An 18,448-nucleotide genomic window follows, 5' to 3' on the forward strand; every position below is an offset into this window, starting at 1 on the left:
TTGACCTAAAAATTATTGAAGCGGGATATTTTCGCCGTTTAGTTGCAATAAATTTGAAGCCTTATCGTAGCTAAAATCAAGCTTTACGCCATTTCCCTCAGGGCGTAAAAACTGCGCCGAATACAGCTCGATTAGCGGTGCGAACGGGCGCAGGCTATCGTAATCAGAGATAAACTCGCCAAGGCTTGTGTCGATTTTAGCGCTGCCGCTGGCGCTCATTTTCGCAAACAGCGTCTCCTCATCGACGAAATCGCCCACGACACCCTTTGCGCTAAGGCTAAATTTTTTGCCGACGCTATTTTCAAAAGATAAATTTTTCAAATTTAGTGAAATATCATCTTTGAGCAAATCTCTTAAAATTTGCGGATTTTTTGCTAGTTCCTCTGCTTTGTTTTGGTTCGCAAATGCAAGCTCGCGGTAAAGTTTTTCGCTCATAGCGATGTCGCTATCGATTGCGACATTTCGCACTAGCACATCTGCGACTTTGAGGCTTGCTATGCGCGATTTATCGTCCATAAAGTATTTTCCAGCGCTAATCTTAGTCTCGCCCTCGCTAGAAGCGTCATTTGCGACGATAAATCTATCGCCCTCTACGGTGATTAGGGCGTTTTTAAGGCTGGAAGTATAGCCCATATCAGCTAGGAAATAATCCACTAGCTCTGCGCCATTTTTGACGCCGTTTTTGTATTTCATATCGTAGTTAAGGCCCTGCATTTCGATATCCACACCCTCTACGCCATAAACGAAAAATTTATCCAAACTCAAATTTAGGGTTTTAAAAATTTCGCCATTTAAATCGCTAACTCCGCCAAAATTTAGCCCGCTTAAATTTATCATCACCCCCTCGTTTGAGTATTCGGCGTCTGCTATTTGGGTGATAAATTTAATATCAGTTGCGATTGTGACGCGGTTTGTAGCGATTTCCTCAGTTTTGAAAAATTGTTTTAAAATTTCAGCATAGTGTGGGGTAGTGATTTTGATTTTTCCCTCGATTTGCGCGCCATCAGCGATATTTGCGACACTGTGCGCGATAGTATAATCATACCTAAACTCCAAATCCTGCGGGAAAATCTCATCCATTTCGGAATTTAACTTTTGCAAATCCTTAGCTTCTGCCTCGCCATGCACGCTAGCTACGACTGCGGCTAGCTGATCTTTTAGGGTTTGTTTTTTAATCACGCCGATAAAATATCCAGCAGACGAGCTATCGCCTCGGTCGAATTTACGCTCTTTAACCTCGAAAAACTGGCTATTTTCTAGCATTTGGTTAATGTATTTTTCGGCTAGCTCGCCTGCTTTGTTGCCAACTACGCTATCAATAGCCTTAGCGATAGGGTTTGCGGGCGCACTTTGCTCTACTTTTGGCTCATTTTGGCTCTCGCCCTTATCTTTGCTTGGCAAAAAGGCAAAACCCAAAATTAGCACGATTACAGCCACTATGGGAACAAGAAATTTTTTCACAGCTTCTCCTTAAAATTTGGATTAAATTCAAAAAGACATTGTAACCAAAAATAATAAAATTTTAAATTATCTATCTTTAACCAAAACAAAGATATAATTTCGCCATTAATCAAAATCAAAATTTAGGATATTTCTATGTCAAAACAAACGAAGTATATTTTTGTGACGGGTGGCGTTTTAAGCTCCCTTGGCAAGGGTATTGCGGCGGCATCGATTGCGACACTTTTGAAGCACTCGGGGCTTAAAGTTCGCATGCTAAAAGCAGATCCATACATCAATGTCGATCCAGGCACTATGAGCCCGCTTGAACACGGAGAGGTTTTTGTCACTGATGACGGGGCTGAAACTGACCTTGATTTGGGACATTATGAGAGATTTTTGGACGAAAATTTAAGCCAAGATAACAATTTCACCACAGGTAGAGTTTATAGTGCGGTAATCGAGCGCGAGCGCAGGGGGGATTATCTAGGCAAGACTATTCAAGTAATCCCGCATATCGTGGGCGAAATCGTGCGCCGTATCAAAAAAGCGGGCGAAGACAACGACATTTTAATCGTCGAAATCGGCGGAACCGTGGGCGATATCGAGGGTTTGCCGTTTTTGGAGGCGATAAGGGCTATGAGAGTGGAGCTTGGGCGCGCAAACACCATGAATATCCACCTAACGCTAGTTCCATATATCAAGGTCGCTGGCGAGCTAAAAACCAAACCAACCCAGCACAGCGTGGGCGAGTTGCGCCGTATCGGTATCAGTCCTGATATGATAATCTGCCGTTCGGAAATGCCTTTAAATCGAAATTTAAAGGACAAAATCGCGCTAAGTTGTGGCGTGGATAAAAACTGCGTCATCGAAAGCCCAGATAGCCAAAGCATATATCAAATTCCACTCGCATTTATGAACCAAGGAATTTTAGAGCCGATTGCAAGCTTCCTAAATTTAGGCGTTTTAAAGCCTGATATGAGCAAATGGGATAGCCTAGTCAAGCGCGTAATCGCTCCGACTAATGAGACCACAATCGCATTTGTAGGCAAATATATCGACCTTAAAGAGAGCTACAAATCCCTAACCGAGGGCATTATCCATGCAGGGGCTACTTTGGATACTAGGGTAAATCTCAAATGGATTGATAGCGAAAAAATAGAAGAGTCAAATTTAGATGAAATGCTAAGCGATGTAAATGGCGTGCTAGTAGCCGGGGGATTTGGCGTGCGTGGCGTAGAGGGCAAAATTTTAGCCATAAATTACGCTAGGACGCACAAAGTGCCGTTTTTAGGCATTTGCCTTGGTATGCAATTATGTATAATCGAATTTGCACGAAATGTGCTAGGCATAAAGGACGCAAATTCAATCGAATTCGACGAAAATACCAAAAGTCCGCTTATTTATCTCATTGATAGCTTTATCGACGCAAGTGGCAAAAAACAAATCCGCACGCACAAAAGCCCGCTAGGTGGGACTATGCGCCTTGGCGGATACGACTGCGATACCAAAAAAGGCTCACTGCTAGCCAAAATTTACGATGGCGCAAAGACTATTAGAGAGCGCCACAGACACAGATACGAGGCAAACCCTGAATATAGAGCCAAATTTGAAAAAGAGGGTTTGATCGTGTGTGGCGAATCAAACGGCCTAATCGAGGCGGTAGAGTTAAAAAATCATCCGTTTTTTCTAGGTGTGCAGTTTCACCCAGAATTTACTAGTCGCTTAGTGCGCCCAAATCCTGCGATTTTGGGCTTTATCGAAGCTTCTATTAAAAATGTTAGGTAAAAACGAAGTAAGGGAAATTTTACAATCGAGGTTTGCAAATGATAAACATACAAAACTTAGTGAAATTCCCTTACCAAGCCAGCTCAAAGATATCTATAAGGCTGCATTGCGTATAAAAACTGCCATTGATGAAAATGAACGCATAGCAGTCGTGGGTGATTACGATGTCGATGGTATCGTAAGCACCGTGATTATGAGCGACTTTTTTAACCAAATCGGCGCAGATTATGTCATAAAAATCCCGAATCGCTTCACTGACGGATACGGGCTAAATAACGAAATAATCGACGAATTAGAGGGTATCGGGCTGATTGTTACCGTTGATAACGGCACTTCGGCGATAGAAGCAGCGCAAATTTGCGCTAAAAAGGGTATTGATTTAATCATCACAGATCACCACATGCCACCACCAATCCTGCCAGAAGCCTACGCTATCGTCAATCCAAAACAACCAGACTGCACCTTTCCAAATGTCGAAATTTGCGGGGCGCAGGTCGCGTGGTATCTAGTGGGCGCGCTCAAAGAAACCCTTGGCGTGAATTACGATATGTCTAGCCTAATGGATATCCTAATCATCGCCATAATCGCCGATATGATGGAGCTTAGAGATATGAATAGGGCGCTTTTGCGCTATGGTATCAAAAAGCTAAACAACTCAAACAGAGCTTGTTTTAAGGCGATTAAAGAGCATTATTTCAAAAAACATTTCGAATTCGACGATATTAGCTATACGATTGCTCCGCTGATTAACTGCACGGGGCGCATGGACGATGCGACGATGTCGTATAAATTTCTGTGTGCGCGCGATATCAGAGAGGCAAATCAATACCTAAAAATGATAGATCACATCAACAACTCTCGCAAAGAGGAGGAAAAGGCCCTTTACGAGCAAATCGCGCAAAGTATCAACGAAGACGACAATATCATCGTGGTTTGGGGTGATGAGTGGCACGAGGGGATTATCGGAATCGTCGCTTCGCGCCTAAGCAAAACTTACAAAAAACCAGCGATTGTTTTTAGCGTGCATGAGGATCGCGCCAAGGGAAGCGCTAGAAGCGTGGGGAAATTTGATATTTTAAATTTAATCTCATCGCAGGCTGAAATTTTAACCACCTATGGCGGGCATAAGGGTGCAGCTGGCGTGGGGATAGAGCCTGCGAATTTAGAGGAATTTAGGCGCAGGGTAAATGCGAAAATTACGCCTGATGATTTGGAGGATTTCAGGGCGGCGGACGATTTGCTAGGCGAGCTAGAAGTTTCGCAAATCGACTTTGAACTGCTTGAAATTTTGGAATTTTTCGAGCCTTACGGGCAGAAAAATCCAAAACCTGTCTTTAATATCTGTGGCGCGAGTGTGGGCAATGTGCGCCAAATCGGCAAAGATGGCAAACATATCAAAATGAGTATCCAAAAAAACGGCGCCAGCGTCGAGGCGCTGTGGTTTAACTATGATTTTTTGCCACGCGAAAATCAGAGAGTGGATTTGATTTTTAGCATAAATAAAAATAATTTCAGAAGTGTAATCTCGCCAGAACTTGTGATAAAACAGATGAGCCCGGCTGAGTAAGGCATGAAATTTGGGTTAAATTTAGCGTGAATTTAGCCCAAATTTAGGATTTTTTCCATTGTTTTACCTCCATTACATCTCCCATCATATCTTCATCGCCCTCTTCTTCATCAAGCCACCACCACTCTTTCACATTATCGATAAACCATTTTTCCTTTATCAAATAAACATAAGCAAAACTGCCTAAACTAGAAAAACCATTTTCGCCCCTAATGGCATAATATGTGTTTTTGTCTTGCTTTTGCATATTGCACTCTTTGGCGATTTTATCAATCTGTGCGTAAAGCGTTTCTGGGCGGTATTTGCCCTCGCGCAGGATTTTTTCCTCGTCAAGGACAAATCTCGTTCCCATTAGCGGATAGGTGCTATTTTCGTCCCTCATTTGCTCTCGCCTTTGTTTTTCATCTTCGCAAGCGCATCAAGTGCGCTTTCATAGGCTTTTTTGCTGATTTCACGCGCTTTTTGGCTCATATTTTTCGCCATATCCGTTTTGATTTCGCTAAGCTTCTCGCTCATTTCCTTTTTAAAGCTATCAAATTTCTCATCAAGCTCGAAATTTTCGATGATTTTCTCGCCCTTTTCCTTCCATTGCGCGCTTAGATCCTTGGCCTTTTCGCCAAATTTCATTTCGCTGATTTTATCGCTTAGCACCTCGCCAAGCTCGCCATAAATTTTCTTAAATTTCGACAAATACCCGCCAAATTCCTCTTGCGCTAATTTTTCGATTTCGCTTTTGGCTGGCTCGCCAGCGCGAGAGATTGCGTCGCTTAAAACAGCCGTGAAAATGTCGCTAGTCTGGGCGATTTGCGCCTTTTTTTGCTCCAAGGTCTGCACGCTCTCATCAGGGCTCACGCTCATATCGTCTAGGTATTTTTCAGCCACTTTGGTGATCGCATCATACACGCCAAGCACGGCTCCGCGGATTAGTGCAGGGGCAGTGTTTTTGCTCTCGTTTGCCACGAAAATCGCGCTTTCGATGATGAGTTTGGCTATCTCTTTTAGGCGGAAGCGGGTAAATTCGCCCTCGCTAATAGCGTAAAATGCGATATTTTTCGCCGTATGATGCGCCGTATCCTCGATATCATCGCCGTTTTCAAGCACGCTGATAAACGCCATTTCGCTAGCTTCTTTTAAAACATCGGCAAGCAAAAGCGAGTTTTTGCTAAGCTCGCCAAGAGCGTCAGCGACTATGATTTTTTCATTTTCGCCCAAATTTGGGAGCAAATTTTCGATTTTTTCGTAGCCGTTTTCGACTAAATTTAAAAGCTCTCTTTGTGAGGCTAGGATTTTTTTGCGCAAATCGTCGTATTCGTAAAACAGGCTATAAAGCTCCTTTTCGCCCTCTTCGCAAAGTGCCTTTTTTGCGCCGTTTATGACAGATTTGGCGTTTGATTTGTTTAAAATTTCAAGCTCACCTAGCTTGGCGCAAAGTGCGCTAGTAAGGGTTGCAAATTTAGCGGTTTTCTCATTTTTACTTAAATTTCCAAATTCGCTTTCGCACGCTAAAAATGCCAAATTTTCGATACTTTCAGTAATTTGCGCCTCGCTTGCGCTGCGTAAATTCTCGCCAAATTTAGCTAGTAATTCCTCTTTCATACTCTCTCCTATAATACAAATTTAAAATTTTTCTTTAATTTCTCAAAAACGCCCAGCCTGTGAGCCTCGCTGGCTACCAAGACCGAAATATCAAAGCTAGCGTATTTTCCGCCGTTTGAAAATTTCGAAAATTTCAGGCTGTATTCCTCGTTAGCTAAAACTTCGTCAATCTTTTCTTTTTTTTGCGTGGCGCACTCGATGATGACCTTGTATTTCCACTGCGCCGGATAGGCGATTACAGGCTTACTCTCTAACATACACGCCACTTTTGCCACCCTCTTTGCGCTCTAAGATTATGTCTGAAATGCGCATTGATTTATCCACGGCCTTAACCATATCATAAATGGCTAGTAAGCCCACGCTCACGCCAGTTAGAGCCTCCATTTCCACGCCTGTTTTACCAGTAATTTTTACTGTAACATAGAGTTTAAAAGCGTTTGGCAACTCTTCAATTTGCGTTTTTACCGAATTTATCATTAGCGGGTGGCACATTGGGATTAGTTCGCTTGTCTTTTTTACCCCCATGATAGCCGCTACAACGGCGGTTTGGAGCACGGGACCCTTTTTGCCATCGCCCTCTTTGACTGCGCGAAATGCGGCCTCGTTTAGGTGGATTATCCCGCTGGCTGTGGCTACGCGCTCGGTGTCGTCTTTGGCGCTGACATCGACCATGCGTGGCATATTGTTTTCATCTATGTGTGTTAGCATTGATTTTCCTTGGAATTTGATTTGGCGGGATTATAGCAAATTTTTGGGCATAAAAAAAGCCTAGACCCGAAAGCCTAGGCAAATACAAAAAGGAGGTTTTTATCTTGTCGGACAGGGGGATTATACTACTAGTTTGGTAAATAAATGATTAATATGTGATATAAAAATGATAATTTAAGTATATTTTAATATGCGAAATTTGGGAATTTCGCATATTTTTTTTATTTTCAGACTTTGAACATTTTCATCAATGTGCCAAGATCAAGCCCAGCTTGCCCACCATTATCTGCGCCAAAACCAGCCTTGTTTCCGCCACCGATGATATTGCCGAGTATCCCGCCTAGATCGTTCATATCGATTTTGCCGTCGCCGTTTGTGTCAAATTTCGCCACAGCAAGCTTGCCGATAAGCGCGGTAAAATCTACGCCTGATTTATCTACTGAGTTTGCGTTTGCTCTCTCTCCACCGCCTAAAAGTCCGCCTAACACAGCTCCAATCATATCGCTGCCGCCGCCATTGCCCATAGCATTAGCTGTGTTGCCTTTCAAAAAGTTATTGCTAACGCCGGCGATTAGGGCATTTACTTGATCATCAGGCAAATCAACGCCTAAAAATTTCTCGATAAATGCAGTAGGGTTTGCTTGGAAATTGCTGACATTTCCCTCGTCGCTTTTTAGCGCAGAAACCATTTTCATAAGTGCGTTTAAATCCATAATAGCTCTCCTATCATTAAAAATTTGGCTGATATTTTAGCAAAATTTTAATAACAATCATTAAAATTTACCTTTTTTACCTAAAATTACGCAAAAATTTTCAAGGAGAAAAAATGAAAAAATTTTATCTTGTTTTGGCGATTTTATGCGGTTTAACTCACGCAAATGAGGATAGCGACAAGCTATTTGGGGATACTAAAATTTCCTTGCCATGCGATTTAAACACAGCCTCGTGCCTTAGCAATGCAGGTGGCGAGAGCGCGAGTTTTACAATCATACCAGCGCCGATTGTAGCGATGAGCGAGAGTGAGGTTGTGGTTAGCGGGATTTTGCGCGAACTAAAAAATCCAACCCTAAAAATCAAAGGAATTAGCATGAATATGGGAAATTTCGAAAGCCCGCTTGTCCGCTTTAACGACGGCTCATACCACGCTAAAATCATGGTCGCAGCCTGCCACAGCCCTATCATGCGCTACAAACTCGAAATTTTTGAAAATGGCGAAAGCACAGGGCATTTTATCTATTTTGATTTGCGCAAAACGCCAAAACACAAATAAATCAAAATTTGCATAATTAGGCAAGAATTTTGCAATATTGTTCTATTAAAATTTTAAAAATTTTGGTATAAAAAGGTAAATTTATTACAAGGAAAATTTATGCAAACATTAAAACAAATGCGATTTAGTGGCGAAAGAGCACTTTTTGGCGCGAAAAATTTAAAAATAGAAAATTCCGTTTTTTGCGACGGCGAATCACCGCTGAAAGAGAGCTCTGACATAATCGTGCAAAACTCAAAATTTGAGTGGAAATATCCGTTTTGGTATGCGAAAAATATCGAAATCTCAAACTGCCTTTTCGATGAAATCGCGCGCGCAGGTATCTGGTATAGCCAAAATTTAAAGATAAAAGATTGCGTTTATGGCGCGCCAAAGGGGCTTCGCAGAGTGAAAAATGCGCACATTGAAAATGTCCAATTTACAGACGCGCTAGAAACCCTGTGGCACTGCGAGGATATCGTGCTTAAAAATATCAGCGCAAAAGGCCCATATTTCGGGCTTGATTGCCAAAATTTAGAAATACAAAATTTAAATCTTTTTGGCGATTATTGCTTTGACGGCTGCAAAAATGTAAAAATAAAAAATTCAAAACTTCTTAGCAAAGACGCATTTTGGAACTGCGAAAATATCTTAATCGAGGATTGTTTCATCGCGGGCGAGTATTTTGGCTGGAATTCCAAAAATGTTACTCTGAAAAACTGCAAAATCGAAAGCCTACAAGGATTTTGCTATATGCAAAATTTGCGCCTAGAAAACTGCGAGCTCATAAACACGACCTTGGCGTTTGAATTTAGCGATGTGCATGCCGAAATCATCGGCGAAATCGACAGCGTGAAAAACCCGCGCTCAGGGCTAATCAAAGCCGCTAAAATCCGCGAACTGATCCAAGACGGCGCGACAGATGCGAGCAAAACAGAGATTATCACTGAATTAAGGGCGTAAAATGGCGTATGAATTTGACAATCTGCCAAACCGAGCTGGCACAAAATCGCTAAAATGGGAAGTAGGTGAGGGCGAGCTTGCAATGTGGGTTGCGGATATGGATTTTGCCGTAGCACCCGAGATTTATGAGGCATTAAAAACTCGCTTGGAAGAGCGCGTGTATGGGTATAGCGTGCTAGATGAGCAGTGGGAAAACGCCTATACTTCGTGGTGGAAAAAAAGGCATAATTACGAAATCAAAAAAGGCTCTCTAACTTATGCTGGTGGCACGCTAGCAGCGATAAATTCGTTAATTCGCAAGCTTAGCGCGCCCGGGGAAAATGTCGTAATCCTAACGCCCGTTTATAACTGCTTTTTTTACTGCATTAAAAATATGGGCAGAAATACCCTTTCTTGCGAGCTTAGATACGAAGAGGGCGAGTATTTCATCGACTGGGGAAATTTGGAATTTTGCCTAAAAGACCCGCAAACATCGCTACTTTTGCTCTGCAATCCGCACAATCCTATCGGCAGGACCTTGCGCAAAGACGAGCTAATGAGAATCGGCGAGCTATGCGAAAAATACGGCGTCATCGTCATCAGCGATGAGGTGCATTGCGATATCACTGAGCCTGGCGTAAATTACACTCCATTTGCCGCTGCTAGCGAGGTTTGTGCGAATTTAAGCGCAAATATCATAGCTCCCACAAAGGCGTTTAATATCGCTGGTTTGCAAACAGCGGCTGTTTTTACCCCAAATCCAAAACTGCATAAAAAAGTCAGCCGTGCGCTAAATGGCGATGATATCGCAGAGCCTAGCTTTTTTGGGCTAATTGCGGCGATTTGTGCGTTTGAGAGAGGCGAAGCGTGGTTGGAAGAGATGAGAGCGTATGTGAGCGCAAACCGAAAATTTGTCAATGAATTTATCGCACGCGAACTGCCAAAAGTGCGTAGCGTAGCGCAAAATGCAACATATTTAATGTGGCTTGATGTAAGCGAGTATTGCGATGAGGGCACGAAATTAGCCAATTTTATCCGCCAAAAAACAGGGCTTTTCCTAAGCCATGGCGCGCAATACGGCAAGGGCGGAGAGAAATTTTTGCGATTAAATATCGCAACTTCGCGCAAAAATGTGATTGATGGTCTATCTAGGCTAAAAACTGCGCTTGATTTATGGGAAGGACAAATTTAAATTTCGACATAATATGTCAAAATTTCACGCTAAAATAGTGGAAATTTTAAGAAAGGAGCGCGAAATGAAAAAGATTTATTTCACAATCACTGGGCTAAATTTCTACTATGGGTGGGAATTTTTGAAGGAAAATATGGTCGTAAATCTCGAAAAAGAGCCAGATAATAAATACGACCGCGAGGCAATCGTCGTGAAATTGGAGGGTTTTGGCAAAATCGGCTATGTCGCAAACAGCACCAAAACTGTCATCGGCGAGAGCATGAGTGCTGGAAGGCTTTACGATAAATTTAAGAAAAAGGCAAAAGGTAAAGTTTTATTTGCGAGCGAGCGGGGCGTGATTTGCCGTTTTAAAGGCTAAAATTTAGGCGCAAAATTTGGTGAAATTTTGAAATTTGATAGAATTTTGAAATTTAAAGAAATTTGGTAAATTTGGGGCGAATTTGCCCCAAATTTTAACTTAAAACTAAAATCGGCACAAGAGCGTTGTGCAAGATATCCTCTGAAACGCTTCCTACAAAAAGCTTTTTGAAAAAACTCTTCGTAAATGCGCCAGTCGCGATTAAGTCTAGGTTGTTGGCGCGACGATATTTGATAATCTCATCGCCTGGCACATCGCCTGAGACACTTACAAATTCGGCGTTTTCGCCTTTTAAAATCTCTCTTGCGATTTCAAGCGTTTTTTGCGATTCCTCGGTGTCGTTATTTACATTTATGACATATTTTTTCGCGTCTTTTAAAAGTTTGGCCTCTTTTGTGAAATTTAGAGTTTTTTGCGCAGCCTCTGTGCCGTCAAATGCCACAAGCACGGAGTTTATCGGGCTGAAATCTTTATTTACCAAAAGCGCTGGAACTTTCATTTCTTTAATCAGCATAGTTGCGTTAAAGCCCACATCTTCGCTGTTTGTGCCCTTTATGCCTAGCACGAAAATTCTAGCCTCGTCTTTGTATTCTTCGATGATTTCGATAAAATCGCCGTCGCGCAAAATCGCGCTAGCGCTCACGCCCTGAGCCTTTGCCTCATCTACGCATTTATCTAGCCATGCTTTGATTTTGCTCTCATCTACTTCGTTGTCTTTGCCGTCAAACGCCCCATACTGCGACATTACCATATCATTTTCGCCCAAAACTATCCCGCCAGCTGCAAGTCCGTAAAAATTTTGACCAAGCTCTGGGGTTTCGATCACATGGATAAACACAGCCTCGGCGTCAAGACGCTTTGCAGTGTAGATTCCATAATCGCAAACAGGTTTTAAAAGCGCATTTTCATCAACACAGATAAATACTTTTTTGCTCATAGCTATCCTTTTGATTAAAATTCGAAAGAGAATAGCAAAATTTAGAATAAATTTCGTTTAAATTTCGCTATTTTTTATTATTCATCGCCTTTTTCTATAAATTCAAAATAATCGCTTGAATTTTCGTCAAATGTGCGGTTTTTTGTGTGATAGTAGTATAGATACGCTAGGCCAACGGGTGCGATGATGATAGAAAACGCAAAAAGCACTATCATAACTACAAGTTTCCAAATGAGCAAAAACACGGCATTTACGATAAAAAAGTTGTTTCCGATGATGAAATTTACGATACTTTCATACACAAATCTCGCATACGGATACAAAAGCGCGCAAATCGCATAAAATACATAGATGAAAAAATCCATGCCAGCAAATTCCTTGCCGGTCCTTGCGCTCATACTTTCTGCCGAGTAGCTTTGCGCCCAGATCAAAATCACAGCCAAAACTGCGCCAAAGATAAAATGTCTAAAATAATACGCCTTGTCTAACCCGCCAAAAGTTTTTTGCCAAATTCCCATAAAATTTCCTTTTTTTAAAATTTAAAAAGGGGATTATAGCTCTCCCCATTAAAAACAGATAAAATTTTGATTAAATTTGATTTATAGATAAATTTAGCTTTACAGCCCTGCGTTTGCAATCGCTTCGGCCTGTGCGTTTGTGATGAGCGGATCGATGATTTCATCAAAAAGCCCGCCAGCCATTATCGCGTCTAAGCGATAAAGTGTTAAATTTATGCGGTGGTCGCTAATGCGGTTTTGTGGGTAGTTGTAAGTGCGAATTCGACCGCTTCTATCGCCTGTGCCGACTTGATCTTTTCGTTCGGCGCGCTCTTTTTCTAGGCGTTCTTGCTCTTGCAAGTCATAAAGCCTAGCTTTTAGCACTTTCATCGCAGCTTCTTTGTTTTTGTGTTGGCTTTTGCCGTCTTGGTTGGTTACGACTAGACCTGTTGGTATATGGGTGATACGAACGGCGCTATCAGTGGTATTTACAGACTGCCCGCCATGCCCCGAGCTACGCATGACATCGATACGCAAATCGCTATCTTTGATTTCGATTTCGCTATCTTCGATTTCAGGCATCACAGCAACCGTGATAGCAGAGGTATGCACGCGTCCTTGACTTTCGGTTTCAGGCACTCTTTGGACTCTGTGTGTGCCGCCTTCGAATTTAAGCCTTGAATACGCCCCATCGCCCTTAACAAGCAAAATAACTTCTTTAAAACCGCCCACGCTTCCTTCGCTTTGGCTTACGATTTCGCATTTATAGCCACGAAGTTCAGCATAACGCAAATATGCTCCTAGCAAATCCCCCGCAAAAAGCGCAGCCTCGTCGCCACCGGTTCCGGCGCGAATTTCAAGGAAGATATTTTTATCATCATTTGGATCTTTTGGAAGAAGTAAAATTTTGATTTGCTCTTCGAGTTCGTCTTTTTCGAGTTCTAAATTTTTAAGCTCCTCTTTGGCAAGCTCGCCAAGTTCAGGATCGCCTAATAAATTTTTGTTTTCCTCGATATCAGCGACAACCTTTATATACCTATCTGCGGCGTTTTTTATCGGTTCGATACCTCTTTGCTCTTTGGAAAGCTTTGTCATATTTGAAATATCGCTTGCGATACCTGGATCACTAAGGAGCCGTGAAAGCTCCTCGTATCGGTCTAAAAAGGGTTGTAATTTTTGGGCTAACATTTAATGATAATTATGCGACTTTTAGTGTATTTACTAGTTTTGCCAAGCGGCTAACTTTTCTGCTTGCAGTTTCTTTTTTCAAAAATCCACGGCTAACGAAAGCGTGGAAGCTTTGATTAACTACTTTTAGCGCTGCCTCGGCTGCTGCTAGGTCTTTACTATCTACTGCTTCTCTTACCGCTCTTGTCATGTTTTTTACTCTTGTGCGGTAAAATCTATTGCGCTCTGTTTTTTTCACAGTTTGTCTAGCGCGTTTTTCGGCTGATTTGTGATTTGCCATTTTTATCCCTTTAAATGAAAATATTAAACTCGTGATTATACTACAAAAATTTTAAGCGTTGCTGAAATTAAGCAATTTTTAAAAGAAATTCGATTATTAAACTTTTTTTGCTAATATTGCGAGAATTTTGATTTATAAAGGATTAAATTTATGAAACTTTTCGGAACTGACGGCGTCAGGGGCAGAGCGGGCGAGTTTTTGACAGCTGAACTTGCTATGAGATTAGCTATGGCAGCTGGAATTTATTTTAGGAAAAATTCCGTTACAAATATGATTTTAGTCGGTAAAGACACTAGGCGAAGTGGCTATATGATAGAAACTGCGATTGTGGCTGGACTTACTAGCGTGGGATATAATGTCCGCCAAATAGGCCCTATGCCGACCCCAGCAATTGCGTTTTTGACAGAGGATATGCGCTGTGATGGCGGAATTATGATAAGCGCTTCACACAATCCATACTATGATAATGGCATTAAATTTTTCGATCACACGGGCTTTAAACTCGACGAAAAAGAGGAAGCCGAAATCGAAAAAATCTATTTTAGCGACGAGCTAATCGCCGAGGCTAGAAAGCAAATGATGGAAATCGGCGTGGCAAGGCGCGTCGATGATGTCATCGGCAGATATATCGTTCAGCTTAAAAATTCATTTCCAAAAAACAAAACCCTGCATGGACTTCGCATTGTGCTTGATTGTGCAAATGGCGCAAGCTACAAGGTCGCTCCGACTGTATTTAGCGAGCTTGGCGCAGAAGTGATAGTCCTAGGCGATGAGCCAAATGGAAAAAATATCAATGAAAATTGTGGCGCCTTGGCTCCGCAAAATTTGGCAAGCGAAGTAAAAAGATTGCGCGCTGATGTGGGATTTGCCTTTGACGGGGACGCTGATAGATTAGTCGTAGTCGATGATAGTGGTCAAATTTTACACGGAGATATTTTGCTTGGCGTTTTGGCGCTGTATTTAAAAGAGCTTGGTAAGCTTCAAAACGACCAAATCATCGCAACCGTGATGAGTAACGGCGCACTTGATGATTTTTTGGCAAAACACAAAATCGCTGTGCATAGGTGCAGTGTGGGCGATAAATTTGTGCTAGAAATGATGAAAGAGAAAAAGGCGAATTTTGGCGGCGAGCAAAGCGGACATGTGATTTTTGGCGATTATGCTAAGACAGGCGATGGAATCGCCTCAGCGCTTCAATTTGCAGCGTGTATGCTTGGCATGAATAAAAAAGCGAGCGAGTTAGCAAATTTGATCAAGCCGTATCCGCAAATTTTGCGAAATTTAAAGATTACAAATAAAAAACCGCTTGAAAAAATCGCTGGGCTAAAAGAGCTTGAAGAAGAGATCAAAAAAGATAAAATTCGCACGCTGTTTCGCTACTCTGGCACGGAAAATTTAATCCGTTTGCTTTTTGAGGGCAAAAATGCAAAAGCTCTGGAAAAATGGGCGAACGAAGCAGAGAAATTTTTCAAAAAAGCGTTAAATGACTAGAAAATTTGTTAAATTTGTCCTGATTTTTACGCTTGTTTTGGCGCTTGATCAATTTATAAAATTTATATTTTTAAATGGTTTTTCGTGGGAGGGCGAGTATTTTTCGCTGATACTGACCTTTAATAGAGGCGTGGCGTTTTCGATGTTAGCTTTTTTGGGCGAGAGTTTGAAATTTATCCAGCTTGGGCTAATCGCGCTTTTGGCGTGGTATGTTTTTAGCCAAAAAGAGCTTTTTAACGCGCACTATTTGCCTTTTGGCATTTTGCTTGGAGGCGGGGTTTCAAATGTGCTAGATCGCTTTATCCACGGCGGAGTTGTGGATTATGTGGCGTGGCACAAATGGTTTGAATTTGCGGTTTTTAACTTTGCCGATGTGATGATCGATTTGGCAATTGTCATATTTTTGTGGCAAAATTTGAAAATTTCAAAGAAAGGCAAAATTTGAAAAGAAACAATTATATCGCGTATGCGCTGTGGTTTGCCGGAGCTTTTTCGTGGGCTGTGGGATTGCCGATTGGTGGCGGTTTGCACCGAATTTATTGTGGTAAATTTGTCAGTGGATTTGCGCAAATCGGGCTGTATTGGGCTGGGATTTTTACGCTGTATTTTTTGCTAGGGCTTGTGATTTTGCCGATTTGGCTTCTTTGGGTGCTTTTTGATCTATTTTTCGTAGGAATTTGGGTCGAGGATATCAACGAAGAAGCTGGCGAAGGCGTGGCTGAGGATTATTCACAGCGTCTTAAAAAGGTAGAGGCCCTATACGAGCTTTTCCAAAAAGGGGCGATTAGCAAGGAAGAATTTGAGGCTAGAAAAGATATTTTAATGAGAGATTGAAAGGAAGGAAAATGAGTTATTATTGGTTTAAATTTATCCACTTTGTGGGCTTTATTTCGTGGATGGCGATGCTGTTTTATCTGCCGCGCCTATATGTTTATCACGCTGAGAATTTGGACAATCCAAATTTTGTCAAAGTTGTGAAAAAAATGGAAAAAATGCTCTATCACGCCATTGGCTGGATAGCTTTGGCGGTTACGATTTTTAGCGCGGTTATGCTGATTTTGCTAAATCCAGGACTTATGAAAATGGGCTATTTCCACCTAAAATTACTTTGCGCTGTTTTAATGGTGGCTTATCATTTTTGGCTTCATTATTATTTGATTAAATTCGAAAAAGACGCCTGTAAAAAAAGTGGCAAGTATTTCCGTGCGCTAAATGAAATTCCAACGATTCTGATGATAGGCATACTTTATGCTATGTTAATCATGCCAAATCAATGAGAATTTAATGAAATTTATACTAAAATAGACAAATTTGTTCAAAGGAGAATCATGCAACGCATAATCAAAAAAATCCTATCCAGCGAAAGTAGTGCTGGCGTAATCCTCCTTTTATCCGCAGTATTTGCTATCATCGCACAAAATGTCGATATTTTATCTCCGTATTATCGTGAGTTTATCCACACGCACATCGTCATGGGTATCGGCAAACTAAAACTCGATGAGGATATGCACTTTTGGATAAACGACTTTTTAATGGCGATATTTTTCTTCGCTATCGGTTTGGAGCTAAAACGCGAAAAAATCGAAGGTCAGCTTCGCCATTTTTCTCAAATTTTGCTTCCTAGTTTCGCAGCACTTGGCGGTGTTATGGCGCCTGCGATTATCTTTACGGTGCTTAACTGGGGCGATAGCGAGGCGCTTAAAGGCTGGGCAATTCCGACAGCTACCGATATTGCATTTGCAGTAGGTGTTATGGCGTTACTTGGCAAACGAATTCCGGCAAGTCTTAAAATTTTCGTCTTAACACTTGCGATTATGGACGATTTGTGCGCGATTTTGATTATTGCGCTTTTCTACTCATCTACGATAAATATCTCTTACCTAATCGGCGCAGGAATTTGCGTGGCGATTATGTTTATAATGAATAAAATGAAGGTAGATAAAAAACTGCTTTTCGTCATTATGTCGCTTATTTTGTGGGTAATGGTGCTAAACTCTGGTATCCACGCGACAATCGCTGGCGTTGTGGCTGGATTTTGTATCCCATTGCAAACTCGCTCTGGCTCAATGCTAAAAGATATGGAGCACGGACTTGCATATCCTGTGAATTTTTTCATTTTGCCGATTTTTGCCTTCGCAAATGCGGGTGTAAGCCTAGCTGGTATGAGCCCTAGCTATCTATTTGGCCCAGTTCCAATGGGTATCGCGCTTGGCCTATTTTTCGGCAAACAATTTGGAATTTTCGCATTTAGCTGGCTACTTATCAAGGGCAAAATCGCCTACCTGCCAGAAAACGCAAACTGGGCGCAACTATACGCTGTAAGCATAATTTGCGGTATCGGATTTACAATGGCACTATTTGTCGATGGCCTAGCTTATGGCGGAAGCGACATTTATCACCACACAGACAAACTCGCTGTTTTCATCGGCTCTATCGTCTCAGGTCTAGTCGGATACATCGTGGCTAAGGTCGTAGGACCAAAACCAGCTTAAATTTAGGGACAAATTTTAGTGCTAAATTTAGCCTCATTTCTTAGTGCGCGCGAGTGGAGAGATCTACTGCGCGCCGAATTTCAAAGCGAAAATTTCAAAAATTTAGAGCGTAATCTAGCTCAAATTTCACAAACTACCCAAATTTACCCACCGCTAAATTTAATCTTTAACGCCCTAAATTTAACCCCGCTTTCAAATTTAAAAGTCGTAATCATAGGTCAAGACCCCTACCATGGCGCAGGCGAGGCTATGGGGCTAGCATTTAGCGTGCCAGAGGGGGTAAAAATCCCGCCAAGCCTAAAAAATATTTTCAAAGAAATCACCGCAGATATCGGCTCGTGCGCCATAAGTGGGGGCGATTTGACCCCGTGGGCGAGGCAGGGCGTGCTACTACTAAACTCCACTCTAAGCGTGAGTGCAGGTGCGCCAAATTCGCACGCTAAGCTTGGCTGGGGCGAATTCACAGACGCCATAATCGCCAAAATCAGCGAAAATTGCGAAAATTTAGTCTTTATGCTCTGGGGAAATTTCGCCATAAAAAAGGCAAATTTGATCGATACAAATCGCCATTTGATTCTTACAGCCCCGCACCCTAGCCCGTTAGCGCGCGGTGGGTTTTTTGGGTGCAGACATTTTAGCAAATGCAATGAATATTTAGCTTTAAAAGGTAAAAATACAATACTTTGGTAAATTTATAAAAATACTATGTATTTTAAAATTTAA

22 protein-coding genes are annotated in these 18,448 nt (G+C 41.9%); 12 read left to right on the plus strand and 10 right to left on the minus strand.

Annotated features, from left to right (window positions below; translation table 11 throughout):
* Positions 1 to 12: 12 nt before the first annotated feature.
* A complete protein-coding gene (locus tag OFN98_RS06550; RefSeq protein WP_270874456.1) occupies positions 13 to 1,461 on the minus strand; it encodes a hypothetical protein in 1,449 nt (482 codons plus the stop codon).
* 135 nt (positions 1,462 to 1,596) lie between these two features.
* On the opposite strand from OFN98_RS06550, the gene OFN98_RS06555 reads away from it, so the two are divergent.
* Together OFN98_RS06555 and recJ are read left to right on the plus strand one after the other, a co-directional pair.
* Positions 1,597 to 3,228, plus strand: a complete 1,632-nt coding sequence (locus OFN98_RS06555) for a CTP synthase (protein WP_270871093.1) — start codon at positions 1,597 to 1,599, stop codon at positions 3,226 to 3,228.
* Complete coding sequence (recJ, locus tag OFN98_RS06560) at positions 3,218 to 4,795, plus strand: single-stranded-DNA-specific exonuclease RecJ (RefSeq protein WP_270865645.1); 1,578 nt, start codon at positions 3,218 to 3,220, stop codon at positions 4,793 to 4,795. Before OFN98_RS06555 ends, recJ begins: the two co-directional genes overlap by 11 nt.
* 43 nt (positions 4,796 to 4,838) lie before the next feature.
* Here recJ and OFN98_RS06565 read toward each other — a convergent pair whose 3' ends face one another.
* The 5 genes from OFN98_RS06565 to OFN98_RS06585 form a co-directional block, all read right to left on the minus strand.
* Positions 4,839 to 5,177: a hypothetical protein gene (locus OFN98_RS06565; RefSeq protein WP_270869910.1), complete on the minus strand. Its 339-nt coding sequence runs from the start codon at positions 5,175 to 5,177 to the stop codon at positions 4,839 to 4,841.
* Complete coding sequence (locus tag OFN98_RS06570; protein ID WP_270874457.1) at positions 5,174 to 6,391, minus strand: hypothetical protein; 1,218 nt, start codon at positions 6,389 to 6,391, stop codon at positions 5,174 to 5,176. Before OFN98_RS06570 ends, OFN98_RS06565 begins: the two co-directional genes overlap by 4 nt.
* Before the next feature lie 8 nt (positions 6,392 to 6,399).
* Positions 6,400 to 6,648, minus strand: coding sequence for an HP0495 family protein (locus OFN98_RS06575; RefSeq protein ID WP_270865643.1), 249 nt, complete (start codon positions 6,646 to 6,648; stop codon positions 6,400 to 6,402).
* Complete coding sequence (gene moaC, locus OFN98_RS06580; RefSeq protein ID WP_270874458.1) at positions 6,635 to 7,099, minus strand: cyclic pyranopterin monophosphate synthase MoaC; 465 nt, start codon at positions 7,097 to 7,099, stop codon at positions 6,635 to 6,637. The genes OFN98_RS06575 and moaC overlap by 14 nt, the downstream gene beginning before the upstream one ends.
* A gap of 227 nt (positions 7,100 to 7,326) precedes the next feature.
* A complete protein-coding gene (locus tag OFN98_RS06585) occupies positions 7,327 to 7,812 on the minus strand; it encodes a hypothetical protein (protein WP_270869913.1) in 486 nt (161 codons plus the stop codon).
* Between the two features lie 113 nt (positions 7,813 to 7,925).
* On the opposite strand from OFN98_RS06585, the gene OFN98_RS06590 reads away from it, so the two are divergent.
* The 4 genes from OFN98_RS06590 (at position 7,926) to OFN98_RS06605 (ending at position 10,840) form a co-directional block, all read left to right on the plus strand.
* Entirely contained in the window at positions 7,926 to 8,369 is a 444-nt protein-coding gene (locus OFN98_RS06590) for a hypothetical protein (protein ID WP_270874459.1), read from the plus strand.
* A 99-nt stretch (positions 8,370 to 8,468) separates the two neighbouring features.
* The gene (locus tag OFN98_RS06595) at positions 8,469 to 9,311 is read left to right on the plus strand and encodes a DUF3737 family protein (RefSeq protein WP_270874460.1); all 843 of its coding nucleotides are present in this window, start codon (positions 8,469 to 8,471) and stop codon (positions 9,309 to 9,311) included.
* Between the two features lies 1 nt (position 9,312).
* Entirely contained in the window at positions 9,313 to 10,482 is a 1,170-nt protein-coding gene (locus tag OFN98_RS06600; protein WP_270874461.1) for a MalY/PatB family protein, read from the plus strand.
* 64 nt (positions 10,483 to 10,546) lie between these two features.
* A complete protein-coding gene (locus tag OFN98_RS06605; protein WP_270858709.1) occupies positions 10,547 to 10,840 on the plus strand; it encodes an HIRAN domain-containing protein in 294 nt (97 codons plus the stop codon).
* A gap of 94 nt (positions 10,841 to 10,934) precedes the next feature.
* Here OFN98_RS06605 and OFN98_RS06610 read toward each other — a convergent pair whose 3' ends face one another.
* From OFN98_RS06610 to rpsT, 4 genes are all read right to left on the minus strand, one after another.
* Entirely contained in the window at positions 10,935 to 11,777 is an 843-nt protein-coding gene (locus OFN98_RS06610; RefSeq protein WP_270871083.1) for a universal stress protein, read from the minus strand.
* 77 nt (positions 11,778 to 11,854) lie between these two features.
* Positions 11,855 to 12,295 carry a hypothetical protein gene (locus OFN98_RS06615; RefSeq protein WP_270876643.1) on the minus strand — a complete coding sequence of 147 codons (441 nt, stop codon included), beginning with the start codon at positions 12,293 to 12,295 and terminating at the stop codon, positions 11,855 to 11,857.
* Positions 12,296 to 12,394: 99 nt separating this feature from the next.
* Positions 12,395 to 13,462 carry a peptide chain release factor 1 gene (gene prfA, locus OFN98_RS06620; RefSeq protein WP_270858712.1) on the minus strand — a complete coding sequence of 356 codons (1,068 nt, stop codon included), beginning with the start codon at positions 13,460 to 13,462 and terminating at the stop codon, positions 12,395 to 12,397.
* A gap of 10 nt (positions 13,463 to 13,472) precedes the next feature.
* A complete protein-coding gene (rpsT, locus tag OFN98_RS06625; protein WP_270858713.1) occupies positions 13,473 to 13,742 on the minus strand; it encodes a 30S ribosomal protein S20 in 270 nt (89 codons plus the stop codon).
* A gap of 150 nt (positions 13,743 to 13,892) precedes the next feature.
* Here rpsT and glmM point away from each other — a divergent pair, with 150 nt between their 5' ends.
* The 6 genes from glmM to ung are packed head-to-tail and all read left to right on the plus strand — an operon-like array spanning position 13,893 to position 18,415.
* Positions 13,893 to 15,233: a phosphoglucosamine mutase gene (gene glmM, locus OFN98_RS06630; protein WP_270862848.1), complete on the plus strand. Its 1,341-nt coding sequence runs from the start codon at positions 13,893 to 13,895 to the stop codon at positions 15,231 to 15,233.
* Entirely contained in the window at positions 15,226 to 15,678 is a 453-nt protein-coding gene (lspA, locus tag OFN98_RS06635; protein ID WP_270876644.1) for a signal peptidase II, read from the plus strand. Before glmM ends, lspA begins: the two co-directional genes overlap by 8 nt.
* Complete coding sequence (locus tag OFN98_RS06640) at positions 15,675 to 16,067, plus strand: SHOCT domain-containing protein (RefSeq protein ID WP_270858716.1); 393 nt, start codon at positions 15,675 to 15,677, stop codon at positions 16,065 to 16,067. Before lspA ends, OFN98_RS06640 begins: the two co-directional genes overlap by 4 nt.
* 11 nt (positions 16,068 to 16,078) lie before the next feature.
* The gene (locus tag OFN98_RS06645) at positions 16,079 to 16,510 is read left to right on the plus strand and encodes a CopD family protein (protein ID WP_270858717.1); all 432 of its coding nucleotides are present in this window, start codon (positions 16,079 to 16,081) and stop codon (positions 16,508 to 16,510) included.
* A 51-nt stretch (positions 16,511 to 16,561) separates the two neighbouring features.
* Positions 16,562 to 17,725, plus strand: a complete 1,164-nt coding sequence (gene nhaA / locus OFN98_RS06650; RefSeq protein WP_270862846.1) for a Na+/H+ antiporter NhaA — start codon at positions 16,562 to 16,564, stop codon at positions 17,723 to 17,725.
* 12 nt (positions 17,726 to 17,737) lie between these two features.
* The gene (gene ung, locus OFN98_RS06655) at positions 17,738 to 18,415 is read left to right on the plus strand and encodes a uracil-DNA glycosylase (RefSeq protein ID WP_442868117.1); all 678 of its coding nucleotides are present in this window, start codon (positions 17,738 to 17,740) and stop codon (positions 18,413 to 18,415) included.
* Positions 18,416 to 18,448: the final 33 nt, after the last annotated feature.

It is taken from the genome of Campylobacter sp. JMF_15 NE4 (assembly GCF_027737645.1).
Lineage (GTDB): Bacteria > Campylobacterota > Campylobacteria > Campylobacterales > Campylobacteraceae > Campylobacter_B.